The organism is Ruthenibacterium sp., from assembly GCF_017421385.1.
Lineage (GTDB): Bacteria > Bacillota > Clostridia > Oscillospirales > Ruminococcaceae > Ruthenibacterium > Ruthenibacterium lactatiformans.
Window position 1 is genome coordinate 1 of the sequence record NZ_JAFOIN010000062.1, and the last position, 19902, is coordinate 19902.

The window sequence follows — 19902 nt, forward strand, 5'->3', positions numbered from 1 at the left end:
CGGCACGGCCAAGGCGGAGCGCAACCTGCACATCATCGGCACAAAGGGCGAGATCAAAGGCGTGTTCGACGATTCGGTGTTTACGGTGCGCACCATCGACACGGCCAGCGAGAGCGGCTGGCGCGAGGAAGTGGTGGACCTCGCCATCGGCGGAGACAAAAGCGGCATGACAGGTTCCCACGGCGGCGGAGACCTGCGGCTGGTGGAGGACTTTGTGCGCGTGCTGCAGGGCGAACAGCCGTCCATCTCCTGCACGAACATCAACGATTCCCTCAATGGCCATCTGGCTGTGTTTCAGGCGGAAAAGGCACGCAAAACGGGAACCGTATGCACGATGCCGCAGGTATAAAAACGCCGCATCCGGCCGGTTCATACAAAAAAGCTCCCGCATGGAGGCCGCATCTGCGGCCCCCCGCGGGAGCTTTTTTATTGCTCCGCAATAAAAACGTATCTCAATGGCCGCGGGTAAGGACGGCCCGCGTGGCCGAAAGAATAGCCTGTGGCTGTTTTTTTTCGGACATTGCGCCTGAGCGGCGGCGAACAGCCAAAGCGATGCGCCTGAGGACGCAAGGCGTCATCCATCCTCCAGTGTGTATTTCAAAAGAGAAAGCCCGCGGAACGCGGCGTATTCCTGCGCGCGTATTTCCAGCATGCTTTGCTGCCGTGCCGAAAACGCCTGCCAGGCTGTGACGGAAAGCTCCAGCCTGTCCCGGACGGTCCGGGCCGTCCACACGCCGGAGATGCGGCCATCCAGCACGACAGCGCCGGGATTGCCGACGGTGCGCCACACCAGCTTCTGAAGCGCTTTGTCGGGCAGCAGCACGTCCCGGTCCCGGGTGTCGAGGTAAGGGTCGTGCGGCCCGAGCAGGAGCAGCCGCTCCTGCGGGCCGCAGGGATGGGCCAGCGCATCGCGGTCGGCAGAAAGGAACCAGCGCGCTTTGTCCTCCACAGATACCGGCTCCAGTTCCTGCGCCACGCTGTTCCAAAGCCGCCGCGCCTGTGCGGGCGAGCAGCCGAGCCACTCTGCCAGGAGGGCCGGCGTGGAGGGGCCGTGGCAGTGCAGGAATTTTCGTACCAACAGCCTGTCCGCGTCTGGCGGAGTTTCGGGCGCGCGGCCCAGCCAGCTTCGGAACGACGCAAAGGTCGGGCTGCCGCCCCGGCGGCAGCCAAATACCACAAGGCCGGAAAAGGAACAGGGCCGCAGCAGGAACGATACGGCCGCGCCGCCCACAGTCTGCCGGTCCGGCGCGCCGTACATAGAGGGGGAGTCCCACAGTGTCCGTTTTTCCGACGGCAGGCGTTCCCGTACGGCATCCGCCAGCACACGGTCCAGCGTTTCCTTGCCTTGAACGGTGTGGGCATCCAGATACCCCGCTGCCTGCTTCACAAGCGGCAGCAGGCTGTCAAAGCTCATTTGCAGGTGCTCCAGCGCCAGAGCGATGCCGCGGGTATAGATCCACGGCGCTTCCCCCTCAAGCGCGGCGAGCGGGGAGAGAAAAATTCCGCTTTCCGCAGTGGGAAACACAACGGGCACGCCCCGGTAGCTCCAGGCCTGCAGCAGGGTTTTCCGGCGGTACAGCGCGTCGTGCAGCTCCGGCAGAGTGCAGCCTTCCACGCGGTTGAACAGAGCTGTTTCCCACGCACCGGGCGGCGAGTTCTGTACTCCGCAGGCCCCGGCGGCGGTTTCAATTTGCCCGGATGGGAGCATTTTGTCCAGATGATGTGCCCGGAGCCGAAAGCTCCGCACAGCTTGCGCACGGATGTCCACAGAATACGCCCCGCTTTCCTTTTTTGAACCGTCTTGTCATCATTATACCATGACGCCGCGAAGCGGCCACAACAAAACCGCACGTGCTGCGGTTTTGGATGGTTCAATGTTCTCAAAGCCCTGTGCGCCGGCACAGGGGCGTGTGCCTTGCACACGCACAGCCGCGCAAGCGGCAGCTTTGAGGTTATTATACCATGACGCCGCGAAGCGGCCTCAACAAAACCGCATTGAGCGCGGCGCTTTCGCCCAAAGGGCGAAATGCGACCGGATGGGAGCAAGCCGCCCCGCGCGAGGATGTGCCTTTGAGCGCGGCGCTTTCGCCCAAAGGGCGAAATGCGACCGGATGGGAGCAAGCCGCCCCGCGCGAAGATGTGCCTTTGAGCGCGGCGTTTTCGCTCAAAGGGCGAAGTGCGTGCGGGCTGCGGGCCTGGCCAGCCCGGTTGGCACAGCAAATGCCTGCCGGGGAAAAAATCTGGCCCGGTCTGTTTGAAAAGCGAAAGCCGCTTTTGCCGCAGACCGGGCGGGGAAAGACTGTGTCACGCCTGCCCGGGAGCAGGCAATTCCTCCGGCGGCACGCTGTGCACGACGGGGGAGCAGACGCGGTGGATGAGATAATGCAGATAGTCGATATCCTTGAACAAATCCAGCCCCTGAGACTGGGATTTCATTGTGCCCTGCAGTGAGCGCATTGCCACAAGCAGGCCCGGCGCTTCGTCAAATTTCACCGTCAGCCCGCCGTCCGGCCGGAACACGAATTTCAGCAGACGGGAGCTGGAGCTTTCCAGAAAACAAAGCGTCACTTTCAAAACGGGTTCGTCGTCCTCGTTGGCGGTAAAGCGCCCCGTCACGCCCACGGCGAAGCGGTTGCCGCCCAAGTCCAGCTCGTATTCCAGCGCGTTTTCAAAGCCCACGGGAATGCAGTACTCCACGCCGCCTTCGGTCCAGAGCAGCGAAAGCGTGTTGTCCCCCACACGGAAAGCTGCTTTTTCCGAGCCTTTGGTATACCAGTCCTCCATGCAGCCCAGAATGGCGGGCAGCAGGCCGGCCCGGTTTTCCTCCAGCCGGTATGTTTGGGCGAGAGCGGGGCGCACGCTGTCCGGGATGGGAGAGGGAGCAGACGGCGCGGCAGGGGGGAACAGTGCGTTACGGACACGCGCGTACCAGGGATGCCTGACGGGAACAGGCGGTTCCGGCACAGCCTCGCCGAAGCGCAGATGCGCCGCCGTAAAGGCAAGGCGCGCGTCTGCGGAGGGGTCGGCCGGCAGGGGCGCGGGAGCACGGGCCACGGCCTTCAGAAATTCTCTCACAGCGGTGTAGCTGCGGCTGCGGGTAAATAAATTGCCCGCGCCTGCGTTCACGGCCAGCACCAGGTCCAGGTCCGGCGCAACGACGACATACTGGCCGAACATGCCGTTGAACATATAAGTGTGGTCGGCGCTGTGCGGCCAGAGCTGATAGCCGTATTCTTCGCCGTTCTCATGCACGGTGTCGGGTTTGACGGCGGCTTCCACCCAGGCGGCGCTCAAAAGGCGCTGTTCCTTTCCGTCGGCACCCGTCCATTTGCCCTTTTGCAGATAGAGCTGGCCCAGCTTGGCGATGTCCTCCAGATAAACGTACATGCCCCAGCCGCCTTTTTCGATGCCCTGGGGGCAGGTCTCCCACGCTACATCGCCGAAGCCCAGCGGCTCGAACAGGCGCGGGCGCAGATAGGCCGAAAGACCCAGCCCTGTTTTGCGCTTGACGATGGCGGAAAGCATGTAGCTGTTCATGCTGTTGTAATCGAATGCGGAGCCGGGCTCGAACAGAACATCTGCGTCCAGAAAGCCTTTGACCCAGTCGCCTTCCAGAACCGCGCCGGCCTCCTTGAAAGCGACGCCGCTTGTCATGGTGACGAGGTGCCGCACTGTGACGGCGCGCATGCGGCGGCTGGTGAGCAGGCCGCACTTTTCAGGAAAGATCTCGCATACATGCTCGTCCAGTGAAAGGCGGCCTTCATCTGCCAGCATGCCTATGGCGGTGCCCGTCACGCTTTTGCACATGCTGTGCGTCACATGCCAATACCGGCTTGAATAGGGCGCGTACCATCCCTCGCTCACCACACGGCCGTGGCGCAGTACGATGCAGGCATGGGTGCCGCACTCGGCGCCGGACAGGCTGCGGTACAGCGTATCCAGCGCGGCAGCAGGCACACCCTCGTCCCGCGGCGCACTGCGCGGCAGGAGTGTGGGCAGCCTGCCCGTGCGGGGCGGCTTTTGCGGCCGCACGGGGAACGGCAGGATGTTGTCCGTATCGTTCAGCAGATATTTGCGGGCGTAATTCAGCATTTTGATGTTGCTGCGCAGTTCCATGAATGGTTCTCCCTCAGCCCGGGCGCGCGCGGAGCGGCCTGCCGGGCGGTCTGTCTGTAAATATTTTCCGACAACTAAAGTATAGCATCTTTGCACAGTTTTTCTATAAACAGTTTGTAAAGAATGTCGTGAGCCTGTGTCTGCGCCCGCTTCCCGAACGGCGGGCGGAAGCGCGGCCGTGCGCGCGAACGGGGGATGCAGCATACCGGCCCTCCTCCGGGAGCGTTCTCCCGTTTCTTTTGAGGATTGGCGTGCAGGGCGCGGTGTAATCCGCCGTTCGGAGGAGGCGGCAAAAAAGCATGCGGCCAGGGGAAAGCAAACGCCCGGAACCGCCGGAAAAGACGGTCCCGGGCGCGGAAGGGTCATTCCACCGTCACGCTCTTGGCCAGATTGCGGGGTTTATCCACGTCGCAGCCGCGCAGCACGCTCATGTAATAGGCAAACAGCTGCAGCGGTACAATCAGCAGCAGCGGCATGAACACGCCCTCAAATTCGGGCAGGCGCACCACATGATCCACTGCGTCGGCAGGGACCTTTGCGTCCTGTTTGCAAAGCAGGATCACCCGGCCGCCGCGTGTCTTTACCTCCTTGACGTTGCTGATGGTTTTTTCATATACGCTGTCCTGTGTGGCAAGCGCCACTACGGGCGTACCCTCCACGATCAGAGAGATGGTGCCGTGCTTCAGCTCGCCGGCCGCGTAGGCCTCGCTGTGCACATAGCTGATCTCCTTCAGCTTGAGGCTGCCCTCCAGCGAGAGCGCATAGTCGAACCCGCGTCCCATGAAGAACAGATGATCGCTGTTCATGAACTGGCTGGCGAGGTATTTGATGTTGTCACAGTCCTTCAGAATGGGGCGCAGCAGCTCCGGAACGCGCTGCAGCTCGACCGTCAGGTGGCGCACGATGCATTCGTCCTGTGCGCCGCGGACCAGCGCCAGACGCAGCGCGAACAGATACAGCACGGCCATCTGCACGCTGTACGCCTTGGTGCTGGCGACGGCAATCTCCGGCCCGGCGTAGGTGTACAGAACCCAGTCGGCCGCGCGGGCGATGGAAGAACCAACCACGTTCACCACAGCAAGCGTTTTTGCGCCGCGCTCCCTGGCAAGCTTCAGTGCGGCCAGCGTATCCAGAGTCTCGCCGCTCTGGCTGATGATGACCACCAGATCGTTTTTGCCAAGGATGGGGTCCCGGTAGCGGAATTCACTGGCGATGTCTACATAAACGGGCACGCGGGCGATGCGCTCAATGGCGGTCTTGCCGACCATGCCGGCGTGCATGGCTGTGCCGCAGGCAACGATGTGGATATTCTCCACTCCTGCAAGGTATTCATCCGTCAGTCCGGGCACGCCCAACGCGGGCAGGCCGTCCTGTACGCGCGGATTGACGGTGGCGCGCAGGGCCTCCGGCTGCTCGTGGATCTCCTTGAGCATAAAGTGAGGATAACCGCCTTTTTCGGCAGCGCCGATGTCCCAGTCGGCCGTGAGGTGCTGCTTTTGCACCGGATGGCCGAAAGCGTCGTATACGTCAATCTTATCCGCGCTCAGCACAGCGATCTCGCCCTCTTCCAGCACCGCATAATCGCGGGTATAGCGCAGCAGAGCGGGAATGTCGCTGGCGAGAAAGTTTTCTCCGGCGCCGTAACCGACGATCAGAGGGCTTTCCTTGCGCACGGAGAAGATCTGCCCGGGAAAATCTTTGAACAGGATGGCGAGCCCGTAGCTGCCGCGCACCTGCTCCAGCGTCCGCAGGATGGCGTCCAGCGGTTCGCCGTGATAGTTGTGGTCCAGCAGCTTTACCAGCACCTCGGTGTCTGTTTCGCTGCAGAATTCATAGCCTCGTTTCATAAGGTGCTCCTTGAGCTGGGCGTAGTTTTCAATGATGCCGTTGTGCACCAGGCTGACGCGCGCGGCGCAATGGGGATGGCTGTTTACGTCGCTGGGGGCGCCGTGCGTAGCCCAGCGTGTGTGCCCGATGCCGCAGTGCGAGGCCATGGGCGGCATGCCGTTCAGTTTTTCTGCCAGAACGGCCAGCCTGCCCTGTGCTTTGACGACCCGGATCTCATCGTTTACGCACAATGCGACTCCGGCTGAATCATAGCCCCGGTATTCCAGCTTGGAAAGTCCGTCCAGCAGTACGTCCGTGCTCTGGCGCGAGCCGATATATCCAACAATTCCACACATAAATTCTATCTCCCAACATTGTCATTTGAAAAATGGTACAATGCGAAAGACGCAAAAACACAAAACAATACCAAGGCCATGCCGCCGCGCAGAAAAGCGCCGCATGGCCTGCCGAAAGACACAACACGTCCGGGGCGTACCCGGCCGGCGCGCCCGCGTTTTTGCGTCTTTGCATTTATGTATTTTGTGCCGCGCCGCTTAAGCTGCGGCACAGCCGAAGAGACAGGCGTACCGCGGCGGCGCCCGGAGGCTGCCGCGGTCGGATAACGTCTGTCCGGGCGGCGTACTGCACCGCCCGCAAAAAAACGCCGCCCGCCGCGCGGGGACGCAAAATTTTATGTGTAAAATCCCGGTGTGCCATGCGTCTCTGTTTCGGCGTTGCCGCCGTGTTTTGCCCGCATGGTGTCGGCCGCCCGGAACCCCGGCCGTGGGAGCATCCGCCGAATCTTTCGATGCCGCCCGCTTCGGCACATTGCCGAAAACGGGTTATCTCCCATCCTCGTCACCCTTCGTGGCGGTGGGCAAGCCCATGGGGAAGCAGCGCTTCCCGCTCCGCTGTTGCAAAAGGGCCCGGCGCTTCATAGCTGCATGGAATATCAAACCTCCCGGTGTTGTAAAGCCGGCGCCCCGCGGCTCAGTGCATTTTCATCAGCCTTGCCCGAAAGCGGGCGCAGTACAGGCCGATGATGCGGGCCACGGCGACGTCGTATATCACAAAGGTGACGTTGCCCATCAAGAGCAGCAGCCCCGTGAACGGGATGCCCATGCTCTCGAATTCCTCGACAACGGCGCCGATGGGAAACAAAAATAAAATGATGCCGTACATGCCGACGATGCATGCGTTGAACACGGCCAGCTTGACGGCCCACTGGGCCGCACGGGAGCGCATGCGCTCGATGCTGGCCTTAAGCAGGGGATAAAAGCCAAGAAAAAAGACGAAGATCAGGCTCATTTCCTTATCGGGAACGACAAAGAGCGAGAGCAGGCCGATGGCGGCGTACAGAATATAGCCTGTTTTTATGCCGAATTCAATGGCCACGGGCACGATGAGAATGCCCGCAAGCGCGGGCGCGACGTAGGTGGCCAGCGGCAGGATGCCGCCCATCAGCATCAGGACGGCGGCCAGCGAGCCGAACACGCCGGAAAGCGCGATCTTACGGCTTTCACTGCTGCGTTTCTGCATGGCGTCAGCAGCCTCCCCGGCCGCAGCCGCAGCACATGTCCATGCACATCATGGCCGTGCACATGTCGCAACAGGAGCAGCCCACGGCCTGAGCGCCCGCCATACCGTTGTTCCCATAAGGGTTGCCGGGCATCGCGCCGCCGGCGCTGTTCTGCAAATTGCGCAGCGCGGCCTCATATTCCCGGTTGCCCGGAGCAAGGCGGCACGCCGTCTGGAAATAGCGCAGCGCGTCGGCTACCCATCCCTTATAATAATATGCGCTGCCCACAAGGAAGTTCCATTCCGCGTCGTTGGCACCGCCCTGGATCGCGTTCAATTCCGCAAGGGCCTGCTCCACCGCGCCGCTGTTGATCATCTGGCGGATGGCTCGGTAGCGTCCGTTGGCCGCCGCGCCTGTGTCCGGCTCCGGCTCGCCTGCGTTTGCAGCGCGCCTGCTGTTTACGGGCGTGCCGGTGCGGATGGCGCCCATCAGCGCGTCGAAAGCCTCGTTCAGTTCGGTCATTTTGGCCTCGGCCTCCTCGCGCAGGGGGCCGGCCTCATAATTGTCCGGGTTGTACTTCTGCGCCAGAGCCCGGTATGCGGTTTTGATCTCTTCTTCTGTCGCGCCCTCGGTAAGGCCCAGAACTTTGTATGCGTCCATTTGAATTCCTTTCTGTTGTCGGATGTCAGGCTGTATGTTTCCGCCGCACGGAGCGGAGATGCATCACGTTCCGCGCACAGCTTTATGCGCCGTGCCTGGGCTGCGTGCGCTTTTGCCCGGCCAGTGCGATGCTCTGCGGCAGGCCGAGAAAGACGATGTTGTCCAGGATCGCCTTGCAGGGCCCCGGCTCCAGCAGGTTGTAGGCCAGAGCCGCCTCGCCCGCGCACATGCGGCACAGGCGCTGTGCCTCGGCCACTGCCTCCGCCTTGGAAAGGCCCTGTAGCGCAAACACATTGTACGCGCCGTTCCGGGTGTCCTTTTCGTAATCCTCGGCCGCGTCCAGGTAATAGATGATCTTCCCCACAAACAGGCCCATGCGCTCCAGCGCACGGCTGCCCGGCGCGGCCAGGCGGAACAGCGCGGCCGTCATGCGGGCCGTGGGGTCCGCCGCTTCATCGGCGCTTTTGCTGGCGCGGCGCTCCAGTGCCTGCTGGGCGGCCGTCTGTTCGCGCAGCGTCTCGTCCAGCGCGGGCCTGCGGACGGCCGCCTTTTTGCGCATGCGGCTCAAAAAGGGCCACAGGACCAGAGCGGGCAGACGCTTGAAAAAACGTTCGTCCGCAAGGTCGTCCGCCAGCTTGTAATACACCGTCAGCACCAGCGCGTCCGCAGCCAGGGCAAGGCCTGCGGTGCTTTGGCACATCGGCCGTTTTTCCACCGGGTTGGCCATGCAGCGCTCCGGGCACATACGCGCCTGCGTGCCCGCCATACCGTCCGCCAGCAGAGCCGGCAGGACAAGGTCGTAATTCAGCAGAAAACGGGACAAAAAGCCATATTCACGCTTCAGCTCCTTGCACAGGCCGCAGTAATAGGCGCGGTAGGCGTGCCACTCGCGCACCTTCAGCTCTGCTGTCAGGGGCAAAACATAGCCGAACATGTGTGCACGCCCTTTCCGCTGCAAGATACGAAACATATTCAGTATACAATATCTTGTGCCTTTTTACAATTCTCACGACGGATTTTCAGGCTTTTTGCTGTTAAAATTTGCATTTTTTTCATATTCCGGCCGTATTTTGTCCACAGCAGGCGGGGCGACGGCGGCGGTTACGGCTTTTTTTCCAGATGGTCCACGGTATCGAAGCGGTAGCCTGCATTTTTGAACCAGCGGATAACGTCCGGCAGCGCGGCGGCCGTGTTCTTCGTGGCGTTGGTGTCGTGCATCAGCACCACGCAGGTGTTTTTGTCGCCAACCTCGCGGATGATGTTGTTGTAAATGGTAGAGGCCGAGGGGTGGCCGCCGAGGGAATCCTCCGCGCACACGTTCCAGTCGACATAGGTGAAGCCGCGGCTTTCCGCATCGGCTTTCAGCTTTTTCATGATATCACTGCCGCCGTAGCGGTGGCTGACGGTGTTGGTGCTGCCGCCGGGAAAGCGCAGCCATTTGATTTCATGGTCCGCGGGCACATATGGAAGCAGCTTTTCGCGCAGCTTCTGCAGATCATCCCAATAGGCGTCCGGGCTTTTATAGATGCTTTTGTAATCGTGGCTGCAGGTGTGCAGTGCGATGAGATGCCCTTCCTGGACGGTGCGCTCCAGCAGGGGCAGGTATTCCTCGTTGTTGTCTGCCGCCATGACAAAAAAAGTAGCGGGCACGCCCTCGGCCTTCAGCGTGTCCAGCACGCTTTCCGTAGTGGCGGAGGGGCCGTCGTCGAATGTCAGATAGACCACCTTGTCCGCGGCCGCGCCGCTCTGCGCGTCCGTGCTGCCGGAGACGGAAGCCTGCACGGCCATGACGGCCCGCGTGTCCGCAAGGTCCTCCTGTGTACAGCCTACAGGCGCGCCGCCCGGCAGCAGGTGCATGCCCAGCCCCGCCGCCGCGCACAGGCACAGCCCCAGCACGGCGCCGCGCCGCGCCCGTTTTGAAATGCGTACTTGCTTCAGCTTGTCAAACAAATCCATCGCCGCCTTCGTTGTTGCTTTATAGGGGAATTCCTCGTATACTATACTTTATGAAAGCGCCCCCGCGGATATCACACAACCCGGGAGGCAAGGCAAAGGAGACAAGCGAATGACCGAATATATTACACTGGCGCTGGCGGGTATCGCGGCTGTTTTGTCGCTGGTCTGCGTACTTATCAGGCCGAAACAGGGGGCGACACTGCGCGACCTGCAGAACCTTTCACAGGAGCTGCAGGAAGAGATGCGCGCGCTGCGCACGGAGGTGGGCGGCACCATCCACGGAACGCTGCAGTCCACGGCGGAGCTTCAGGCAAACGCACAAAGGCAGGTGGCGGAGGCGCAGAACACCCGCCTGCGGGAGCTGAGCGAACAGCTTGCCGTGCGCCAAACCGCGCTGCAAAAAGCCGTGACGGACCAGCTGCAGTTCATTGAGCAGCGCATGAAAACGGGCGCGCTGGAGAGCGAGCAGAAGCTGGAGAACATCCGCACCACGATGGAAACGCGCATTGCGGCCATGCAGGCGGACAACGGCAAGCGCCTGGACGAGATGCGCCACACTGTGGACGAGAAGCTGCAGAAAACGCTGGACGAAAAGCTGCAGCAGTCCTTCAGCCGTGTGAGCGAGCAGTTGGAGAGCGTATACAAGGGCCTGGGCGAGATGCAGACGCTGGCAACAGGCGTGGGCGACCTGAAAAAGGTTTTGAGCAATGTGAAAACGCGCGGCATTTTGGGAGAGATCCAGCTGGGCGCGATTCTGGAGCAGATCCTTGCGCCGGAGCAGTACGCAGAGAACGTGGCTACCGTGAAGGGCAGCAGCGAGCGCGTGGAATACGCCGTGAGGCTGCCGGGCGACGGCACCTCCTGTGTGTATCTGCCCATCGACGCAAAATTTCCCATCGACGCATACAACGGCCTGCTGGACGCCTACGACACCGCCGATGCGGCGCAGGTGGAGGCGGCCGCCAAGGTTCTGGAGCAGCGCATCCGCCAGTTTGCGAAGGACATCCATACTAAGTACATCCATGTGCCTGAAACGACGGATTTCGGCATTATGTTCCTGCCCATCGAGGGCCTTTACGCCGAGGTGGTGCGGCGGGGCATGGTGGAGCGCCTGCAGGCGGAGTTCAAGGTCGTCATCGCAGGGCCGACGACCATGGCTGCGCTGCTGAACAGCCTGCAGATGGGCTTCAAGACGCTGGCCATCCAAAAGCGGTCCAGCGAAGTGTGGGATGTGCTGAGCAGTGTGAAATCCGAGTTTGAAACGTTCGGCACGGCACTGGAGCAGGCACAGACGCGCATCAATCAGGCGGGCAACGCGCTGGAGAGCCTGGTGGGCGTGCGCACACGTCAGATCCAGCGAAAGCTGCGCAGCGTCACCACGCTGCCGGAAGCGGGCGCCGCCGGAGAAGCGTTGGAGGAATGAGCGAAGCGGGCCGGGCGGCGGGGCGCCCCGGCCGGTATTTTGCCGCGGCGCTGCGTTTTGCCCGCACCACAGGGCATACTGGTATTGATGTTTCAGCGGGCGGCGGCCGAAGCGCGCCGCGAAAGAAAGGGGCGAATACCATGTGCGGACGGTATCAGTTTTCCTGGGAGGAGAGCCGGATGCTGGCACGCATCCGGGAGGCGGTGCGGAAGGCGGGTGCGCAGGCGCCGCGGGATGAGGTGTTCCCCTCGGACGGCGCGCCGGTGCTTGTTTTGCGGGAGGGGAAGGTCGTTCCCGCGGTGATGGGTTGGGGCTTTCCCGGTATGCAGGGGGGAAGGAATGTCATCAACGCCCGGGCCGAGACGGCCGAGGAACGGCCCATGTTTCGTGACGGCGTGGCCGCCCGGCGGTGTGTGGTGCCGGCCACCGGCTTTTATGAATGGGACGCGGATAAACGCAGATATCTTTTCCGTATGCCCGCCCGGACGGAGCTGTATATGGCGGCGCTGTACGGCGTGTTCGGGGGAGAGGCGCGGTACTGCATCCTGACGACGCAGGCCAATGCCAGCGTGGCCCCGGTGCACCACCGTATGCCGTTGGTGCTGCGCGCACAGGAGGTGCGCCCCTGGCTGGAGGATGAACAAACCGCGCGCCGCCTGCTGCACGAAACGCCGCCGGAGCTGGAGCGGCGGGAGACGGACGGCCAGCTGCGGCTGTGGTAAAAAAACGCGCCCCGGAAACCATCCAGGGCGCGTTTTGTATGTCGGAAGCAGGCGCGCCGGCGCCGCGTTTATTTGGAGCCTGAGCCGTTCGTTTGAGCCGTGCCGGAGAAATCCTTGGGGCTGATGCCGTATTCGGCCTTGAAAGCGCGGTAAAAATTGGAGTAATCCCCGAAGCCGCAGTGCTGGTAGACGTCGGTGGGCGGCAGGCCGTCCGAAAGCATCTGTTTTGCAATGACAAGCCGCTTTTGAATGACATAGCGATAGATGCTGGTGCCCACAAGGCGGTTGAACTCATGGGAAAGGTGATATTTGTTGACAAAGAAGCGCGAGGCCAGCATGTCGAGGGAAAGCTCCTCGTGATAGTGGTCGTTGATATAGTTGAGCACGTTCGTCACGATCGGCCCGGACTTATCCGTCAGCTCGTGGTGCTGGGCGGAGTTGGCCGCTTGCCGGTTCAGCTCCACCAGAAGCTGGATGAGGCAGCCGATGGAAGCAAGGTCCGAGCCGTAATCGGCGCTGTTGGTCTCGGCCACAAGGCGCTCCATCAGGTCTGTCACATGCTGGCGCGGCGTGGGCGCCAGACGCAGCAGATTGGTGTGGCCGGGCACGGTGGAATCGAAGCAGTGCGTCAGCGTGGTGTGGGGCGTGCTGAACTGCTCCAGAAAGCTTTTGTTCACCCACAGCACGATACGCTCGTAGGGATGCTTTTCCAGCGTGATGCGGGGCTGGTGCAGCTCCAGCGGGCTGATGAGCAGGATGTCCCCCGGCAGAAGATGGTAGTTCCGGCTCTCGATGGTATAATTGACGTTCCCGTTTAAAAACAGGTATACTTCATAGAAATCATGATGATGCAGCGCCACGTTATTCAGATAGGAATCCCGGTAACGGTAGATCTCGTAGTTATTGGTGAGCATCTGTTGGCGCACGGTGAATTTCTGGATCTTATTTCCCAACACAGTCCCTGCCTTTCCTCAGCCTGAACCGGCATTCGGCGGCTCGATCACCCTTAATGATAAAGTATGATAGCCTTGTAAACAGTTTAAGACAATTTTCGCAATGTGTCAAGCAATAATAGCAATCACGGTTGCAAATCGGTGTGCTATACTTGACATAGTACCTAATTTTGGACCATGCTGCCCTGATGAATCATGGCACAACAACCAATCGGCAAGAAAAGGGGTAACGTATTTTATGAAAGAAAACATTTATATTTCCGGTTTTGCGGACGAGATCAGTCCGGATTTTACCGAGCAGCTCAAGACGGTGACGTCGCTGGGCATGCATTACATCTCCCTGCGCTCGGCGGACGGCAAGAACATTGCCGAATACACGCCGGATGAAGTGCGTGAAAAGCTGATGCCGCGCCTCGCCCAGTATGGTGTGAAGGTGTCGTCCATCGGTTCGCCCGTCGGCAAGGTGGGTGTGGAGGACGAGGCCGGCTTTGCCGAGCATCTGGCGGGCCTGGAACGCCTGTGTGAGATCTGCAAGCTGCTGGACTGCCGCTATATCCGCATGTTCAGTTTCTTCATCCCCCACGGCAAAGATCCGGACAGCTACCGCGACGTGGTGATCGAAAAGCTGCGCAAGTTTGCCGCCGTGGCTGAAAAGCACGACGTCATCCTGCTGCACGAGAATGAAAAAGACATTTACGGCGACACCGGCGCGCGCTGCAGGGTCATTTTTGTAGCGCTGGCCAGCCCGCATTTCCGCGCGGCATTCGACTTTGCGAATTTTGTGCAGTGCGGCGAGGATACGGAAAAGTGCTGGGAGCTGCTGCGCCCCTATATTGAGTATATCCATATCAAGGATGCCGTCTCTCACGACAAGGAGAATGTGCTGTGCGGCACAGGCGAAGGCAAGATCAAGGCACTGCTCACCCGCGCCATCCGCGACGAAGGCTACGAGGGATTCCTGACACTGGAGCCGCATCTGGTGCTGTTCGCGTCGCTGCAGTCCCTGGAGACGGAGGATGCTGCCAACATCATCAAGAAGAACAAGGCGAAAGACGGCGCGGAGGGTTACGCCATGCAGTACCACGCGCTCAGGGAGATCCTGGACGCCATCTGAGCTGTTTTCCCGGCGGGTGGTCCCGCTTTTGACATACCGGCAATGAAATGCAAACATAAAGGAGAGAGTGTACTTATGGAAAAAGTAAGATTCGGCCTCATCGGCATCGGCGCCCAGGGCGGCGCTTACGCAGGATTTTTGACAGGCCAGGGCGGATTCCCCGGCATGCCTGCCCCTCAATGCCCCCCGCACTGCGCGCTGGGCGCCTTGTGCGACATTGACCCCGAGAAGGAGAAAATGTGCCGGGAAAAATATCCCGACGTCCCGTTCTTCAAGGATTGGAAGGAAATGGTTGCCTCCGGCACAGTGGACGCCGTTATCACCACGGTTCCGCACTATCTGCATCACGAGATCGCCATCTACTGCCTGGAGCACGGCATGAATGTTCTGGTGGAAAAGCCCGCCGGCGTGCGTGCGAAGGACGTTATGGCCATGAACAAGTGCGCCGAGGAGCACCCCGACGTTGCGTTCGGCATCATGTTCAACCAGCGCACCAATAAGCTGTACCAGAAGATCAAGGAGATCGTTGCCTCCGGCGAGTTGGGCGAGATCCGCCGCTCCAACTGGATCATCAACACCTGGTGGCGTCCGGACAGCTACTACCAGCAGAGCGAATGGCGCGCCACCTGGGGCGGCGAAGGCGGCGGTGTTCTGGTGAACCAAGCTCCGCACCAGCTCGACCTCTGGCAGTGGATCTGCGGCATCCCCACGAAGGTCACCTCCAAGAACATCAATGGTTCTCACCGCAAGATCGACGTTGAGAACGATGTCACCATCGTGACCGAGTACGCCAACGGCGCTACCGGCAGCTTTATCACCTGCACCCACGATGCCATCGGCACCGACCGGCTGGAGATCGACCTGGACGGCGGCAAGATCGTTGTTGAGGACAGCAAGAAAGCCAAGATCTATCGCATGAAAAAGACCGAGCCTGAGATGAACGAGACCATGTCCATGATGGACGTTGCCAAGCTGACGATGGGCAACGCCGCGGGCGGCCTGTATGACCTTGAGGAGTTTGAGAACCAGGACGGCTGGGGCTATCAGCACACTACTGTTATGGAAAACTTTGCCTGCCACATCATTGAGGGCACTCCGCTGCTGGCTCCGGGCTCCGACGGCATCAACGGCGTGAACCTGGCCAATGCTTCCCAGCTTTCCGCCTGGACGAACCGCACCGTAAGCAACCCGGTGGATCCCGAGGAATATGCGGCCGAGCTGAACAAGCGCATCGAGGCCGAGGGCAAATTCCCCGTCCGCGAGTAAACAGCACCGCGCGGCGGGACAAAGCGGCGGCGGCCGTTCGCCGTCCGCCGCTTTGCCTGTTTTGCCGCTGAAAGCGAGGAAAGAATATGAAAAAAGCAGCAGTGATCGGTTTGGGAGATATTTCTCCCATCCATCTGGCCGCCATCGCGGGCAACCCGGACATCGAGCTGTGCGCGGTGTGCGACATTGATCCCGAAGCAGGGCAGCGCGCCCCGGAGGGTGTGCCCTTTTACACGGATTATGAGGAGATGCTGCGGGAGGCAAAGCCGGACTGCGTACACGTTTGTCTGCCGCATTACCTGCATTATCCCGTCTCGAAATATTTTGCCGAGCACGGCGTGAACGTATTCTGCGAAAAGCCCGTGGCGCTGAACACCGCGCAGGCAAAGGAATTTGACGCGCTGGAGACCGCGCACCCCGAGGTGCACATCGGCATCTGCCTGCAGAACAGGCTGAACGAATCCGTCGAGATGCTCAAGAGCATCATCGAGAGCGGTGAATACGGCAGGGTGCTGGGGACAAAAGGCATCGTGCCCTGGGCGCGCCCCAAGCAGTATTATGACTGCAAGCCCTGGCGCGGCAAGTGGGAAACGGCCGGCGGCGGCTGTATGATCAACCAGTCTGTGCATACGCTGGATCTGCTGTACTTTCTCGGCGGCCCGGTAAAAAGCCTGCGGGCAAGCGTCAGCCAGCTTTTGGACTACGGCATTGAAGTGGAAGACACCGTGGCCGCGCAGCTCACCTATGCGGACGGAGGCAAAGGCCTGTTCATGGCCACCAACGCCAACTACAAAAATGAAAGCGTGCAGATTGGCGTACAGTTGGAAAAGGCGGATTTCGCCATCATCGAAAACGTGCTGTACCGCGTCGCCCAGGACGGTTCCCGCGAGGAGCTGTGTGAGGACGCGCGCCTTCCGGGCACCAAGTTCTATTACGGCGCCAGCCATGCAAAGCTCATCGGCAAGTTCTACAAGGCGCTGGAAGACGGTACGGACGATTACATCCATGTGCGCGACGCCGAAATGAGCATACGGCTCATCGACGCTGTGCAGGAGGCAGGCCGCACGGGCGGCAGTGTGGCGCTGTAAGCGTGCAGGGCCGCAAAAACGAAAGAAAAAGGAGCAGAACTTATGAAAAAAGGTTTGATCGGCGTTCAGATGAGCACCATCGCCCCCGCCAAAATGCCCAGCTTCGACGCGTTTGACGCAATGAAGAAGCTTACGGATATCGGTTATCACTGCATCGAGATCTCTCAGGTGCCCATGACGCCGGAGAACGTGGCGGGTTTCCGCAAGTCCATCGACGAGCTTGGTATGAATGTTTCTTCCTGCACCGCTTCCGTGGCGCCCATGGTGCCCGGCATGCCCGGCGAATATCTGAACAACCCGAACGATTTCAAGAAGATCGTTGAGGACTGCCGCAAGCTGGACTGCGATATGCTGCGCATCGGCATGCTGCCGATGACCTGCATGGGCAGCTACGAGAAGGCCATGGACTTCGCCAAGGAGGCGGACGAGACCGCCGCCAGGCTGAAGGAAGAGGGCATCGATCTGTACTACCACAACCACCATGTGGAGTTCGCACGCTACAACGGCAAGTATCTGCTGGACATCATCAAGGACAACACCAAAAACCTGGGCTTTGAGCTGGACATCCACTGGATTCACCGCGGCGGCGAGAATCCCGTTGAGTTTATCAAAAAGTACGCGGGCCGCATCCGCCTGCTGCACCTGAAGGATTACCGCATCGGCGAAATGAAAATGCCCGAGGGCGGTATTGATTTCACCAATCGTGAGTCCATTATGAAGTTCATGGGCGGGTTCAACAACGTGGTGCAGTTCGCCGAGGTGGGCGAGGGCACGCTGCCCGTGGCCGCCTGCATCGAGGCGGGCCTGGCCGGCGGCAGTGAGTATTTCCTGGTCGAGCAGGACGACACCTACGGCCGCGACCCGTTTGAGAGCCTGAAAATCAGCCACGATAACCTCGTCAAGCTGGGCTACGGCGAGTGGTTCTAAGCGCATAAACGGTGATTTTTCCGCCCATGCTTTGCGGACGGGAAAAACAGCAGCCCTCCGGCCGGTTCGTCCGCAGCCGGGGGGTTGTCTCTTTTCGGGGCGCGCAAGCATTGCAATGCAAGAAGCAATAATAGCAATTTCTATTACAAATCCGTATGGTAAACTTGAGACAGCAGATAAAAGGGCCGGTGTTTTGCGGTGTTCCCGTGTGCAAAATGCGGTGCCCGGAATAAAATGAACAGGAGGAACGATCCCAATGAAACCCTTTATGGACAAGGATTTTTTGCTTTCCACTCCCACGGCGCAGAAGCTCTATCATGAATATGCGGCGGATATGCCCATCATCGACTATCACTGCCACGTCAGCCCGCGGGAGATCTTCGAGGACCGCCGGTTTGAGAACATCACCCAGGTGTGGCTGGGCGGCGACCATTACAAATGGCGTGTGATGCGCTCCAACGGCGTGGAGGAAAAGTACATTACGGGCGACGCGCCGGACCGGGAGAAATTCCAGAAATTTGCCGAGGCTCTGCCTCGTGCCATCGGAAACCCCATGTACCATTGGTGCCATTTGGAGCTGAAAAAGTACTTCGGTTATGAGGGCGCTCTGAATGGAGAAACAGCCGAAGAGGTCTGGAATCTGTGCAACGAAAAGCTGAAGGAGGCGGGCATGAGCGTGCGCGGGCTGATCGCCCAGAGCAACGTGGCCTTTGTCGGTACCACAGACGACCCTGTGGATTCTCTGGAATGGCATCAGAAAATCAAGGAAGATCCGTCCATTACCACTGTGGTGGCGCCGTCTTTCCGCCCGGACAAGGCTCTGAACATCGACAAGGCGGGTTGGAAGGAGTATATTGCGAAGCTGGCCGAGGTGTGCGGCTGCGAGATCAAAGACAGCGCCGCGCTGGAGTGCGCGCTGGCCTCCCGCATCGACCATTTTGACGCCGCGGGCTGCCGCGCGTCCGACCACGGCCTTGACTATGTCATTTACCGCCCGGCGGACCGCGCTGCGGTGGATATGGTGTTCAGCAAAGGGATGAACGGCGAAGCCCTCACCGTGGAGGAGGTCGAGCTGTTCAAGACGGATCTGCTGCTGTTCTGCGGCCGTGAGTATGCAAAGCGCGGCTGGGTGATGCAGCTGCACTATAATTGTCTGCGCAACCCCAACAAGAAAATGTTTGCGAAGCTCGGCCCGGACACCGGTTACGACGTGATCAACACTGTCAATTGCGGCGAGGCTGTGGCCGGTGTGCTGAACGCGCTGGAGGAAACAGGCGAGCTGCCCCGCACCATTCTGTACAGTTTGAATCCGGCGGACAACCAGCTGCTGGATACCATCATCGGCGCGTTCCAGGGCACTGAAGTGGCGGGCAAGATCCAGCACGGCAGCGCCTGGTGGTTCAACGATACAAAGACGGGCATGCAGGAGCAGATGACCAGCCTGGCCAACCTGAGCCTGTTGGGCAACTTCGTGGGTATGCTGACGGACAGCCGCAGCTTCCTGAGCTACACCCGCCACGAATATTTCCGCCGCATTCTGTGTGAACTGATCGGCGGCTGGGTAGAGAACGGCGAGTATCCGGCCGATATGGAGATGCTGGGCGGCATTGTGCGCGATATCAGCTTTAACAATGCTGCAAGGTATTTCGGCATTGGGCGCTGAAGCCAATATATTGCGAATATTGCAGAAGGTTTTTCGGCCTACAACAAGGACCGTCCTGTGAGAACAGGACGGTCCTTTTCAATGCTGCCTTCCGGCGGAATGGTCAAAGCAAAACTCCTTCCAGGCGCAGCAGTGCTTCTTTCTTATCCAGCCCTCCCCCGTATCCCGTCAGCTGTCCGGATGCGCCGATAACGCGGTGGCAGGGCACGAAGATGGAAAGCGGATTGCGCCCGTTGGCGCGGCCCACCGCCCGGCAGGCGGCAGGACGGCCGATCTGCCGGGCGATGTCCGCATAACTGCGTGTTTCTCCATAGGGGATGGTGGACAGCGCCTGCCAGACCGTACGCTCAAAGGGTGTACCGATTTCAAACTCCAGCGGCAGCTCGAACTCCGTGCGCAGGCCGCCGAAATATTCCGCAAGCTGCTCCGCGGCCTTTTGCAGCAAGGGCGTTTCCCGTATCTCCGCATCCGCCGGGTGTTCGCCGTGCAGCAGCACGTCTGTGACAGCGCGGCCGTTTTCCGCGAGGCCCAGCCTGCCGATGGGAGTGTCGTAATAGAAAACTGATTTCATGGCGTTCGTTCCTTTCTGTCCTTCGTATGGCTCGTCTGCCCTCATTCTACCATGTTTTGCGCAAAAAATCTTCCAGTTTCGGCGCAAATCGTTTATA

16 protein-coding genes and 1 pseudogene are annotated in these 19902 nt (G+C 60.3%); 8 read left to right on the top strand and 9 right to left on the bottom strand.

The features are described from left to right. Nucleotides 1-349, top strand: a pseudogene (locus IIY41_RS06430) (Gfo/Idh/MocA family protein); the annotation flags it as partial. Between the two features lie 225 nt (nt 350-574). On the opposite strand, the gene IIY41_RS06435 reads toward IIY41_RS06430, so the two are convergent. From IIY41_RS06435 to IIY41_RS06465, 7 genes are all read right to left on the bottom strand, one after another. Beyond that, nucleotides 575-1768 (bottom strand): winged helix DNA-binding domain-containing protein, encoded by a 1194-nt coding sequence (locus tag IIY41_RS06435; RefSeq protein WP_287400164.1) that lies wholly within the window; start codon nt 1766-1768, stop codon nt 575-577. 536 nt (nt 1769-2304) lie between these two features. After that, the gene (locus IIY41_RS06440; RefSeq protein ID WP_165858839.1) at nt 2305-4116 is read right to left on the bottom strand and encodes a serine hydrolase domain-containing protein; all 1812 of its coding nucleotides are present in this window, start codon (nt 4114-4116) and stop codon (nt 2305-2307) included. Nucleotides 4117-4478: 362 nt separating this feature from the next. Further along, on the bottom strand, nt 4479-6299 hold the full coding sequence (glmS, locus tag IIY41_RS06445) for a glutamine--fructose-6-phosphate transaminase (isomerizing) (RefSeq protein ID WP_287400165.1): 1821 nt from the start codon (nt 6297-6299) through the stop codon (nt 4479-4481). 634 nt (nt 6300-6933) lie between these two features. Further along, nucleotides 6934-7482 (bottom strand): hypothetical protein, encoded by a 549-nt coding sequence (locus IIY41_RS06450; RefSeq protein ID WP_287400166.1) that lies wholly within the window; start codon nt 7480-7482, stop codon nt 6934-6936. Nucleotides 7483-7486: 4 nt separating this feature from the next. Beyond that, on the bottom strand, nt 7487-8122 hold the full coding sequence (locus IIY41_RS06455; protein WP_050005222.1) for a J domain-containing protein: 636 nt from the start codon (nt 8120-8122) through the stop codon (nt 7487-7489). A gap of 82 nt (nt 8123-8204) precedes the next feature. After that, nucleotides 8205-9056, bottom strand: coding sequence for a DUF5685 family protein (locus tag IIY41_RS06460; RefSeq protein WP_058722700.1), 852 nt, complete (start codon nt 9054-9056; stop codon nt 8205-8207). A 167-nt stretch (nt 9057-9223) separates the two neighbouring features. Beyond that, nucleotides 9224-10078, bottom strand: a complete 855-nt coding sequence (locus tag IIY41_RS06465) for a polysaccharide deacetylase family protein (RefSeq protein WP_242853472.1) — start codon at nt 10076-10078, stop codon at nt 9224-9226. Between the two features lie 109 nt (nt 10079-10187). Between IIY41_RS06465 and IIY41_RS06470 the strand changes: the two genes are divergently transcribed. Both IIY41_RS06470 and IIY41_RS06475 read left to right on the top strand, forming a co-directional pair. After that, nucleotides 10188-11501: a DNA recombination protein RmuC gene (locus tag IIY41_RS06470; RefSeq protein ID WP_009324407.1), complete on the top strand. Its 1314-nt coding sequence runs from the start codon at nt 10188-10190 to the stop codon at nt 11499-11501. Continuing rightward, the gene (locus IIY41_RS06475) at nt 11498-12223 is read left to right on the top strand and encodes an SOS response-associated peptidase (RefSeq protein WP_050005223.1); all 726 of its coding nucleotides are present in this window, start codon (nt 11498-11500) and stop codon (nt 12221-12223) included. The genes IIY41_RS06470 and IIY41_RS06475 overlap by 4 nt, the downstream gene beginning before the upstream one ends. Nucleotides 12224-12291: 68 nt before the next feature. Here IIY41_RS06475 and IIY41_RS06480 read toward each other — a convergent pair whose 3' ends face one another. After that, on the bottom strand, nt 12292-13179 hold the full coding sequence (locus IIY41_RS06480; protein WP_270248689.1) for an AraC family transcriptional regulator: 888 nt from the start codon (nt 13177-13179) through the stop codon (nt 12292-12294). A gap of 235 nt (nt 13180-13414) precedes the next feature. Between IIY41_RS06480 and IIY41_RS06485 the strand changes: the two genes are divergently transcribed. From IIY41_RS06485 to uxaC, 5 genes are all read left to right on the top strand, one after another. Further along, entirely contained in the window at nt 13415-14290 is an 876-nt protein-coding gene (locus IIY41_RS06485; protein ID WP_287400167.1) for a sugar phosphate isomerase/epimerase family protein, read from the top strand. A gap of 75 nt (nt 14291-14365) precedes the next feature. Further along, on the top strand, nt 14366-15556 hold the full coding sequence (locus tag IIY41_RS06490; RefSeq protein WP_050005224.1) for a Gfo/Idh/MocA family protein: 1191 nt from the start codon (nt 14366-14368) through the stop codon (nt 15554-15556). A gap of 86 nt (nt 15557-15642) precedes the next feature. Further along, on the top strand, nt 15643-16644 hold the full coding sequence (locus IIY41_RS06495) for a Gfo/Idh/MocA family protein (protein WP_287400168.1): 1002 nt from the start codon (nt 15643-15645) through the stop codon (nt 16642-16644). Nucleotides 16645-16686: 42 nt separating this feature from the next. Continuing rightward, entirely contained in the window at nt 16687-17571 is an 885-nt protein-coding gene (locus IIY41_RS06500) for a sugar phosphate isomerase/epimerase family protein (RefSeq protein ID WP_205505434.1), read from the top strand. A 256-nt stretch (nt 17572-17827) separates the two neighbouring features. Continuing rightward, complete coding sequence (gene uxaC / locus IIY41_RS06505; protein ID WP_205505433.1) at nt 17828-19234, top strand: glucuronate isomerase; 1407 nt, start codon at nt 17828-17830, stop codon at nt 19232-19234. A gap of 103 nt (nt 19235-19337) precedes the next feature. Here uxaC and IIY41_RS06510 read toward each other — a convergent pair whose 3' ends face one another. Continuing rightward, complete coding sequence (locus tag IIY41_RS06510) at nt 19338-19805, bottom strand: methylated-DNA--[protein]-cysteine S-methyltransferase (protein WP_050005228.1); 468 nt, start codon at nt 19803-19805, stop codon at nt 19338-19340. Nucleotides 19806-19902: the final 97 nt, after the last annotated feature.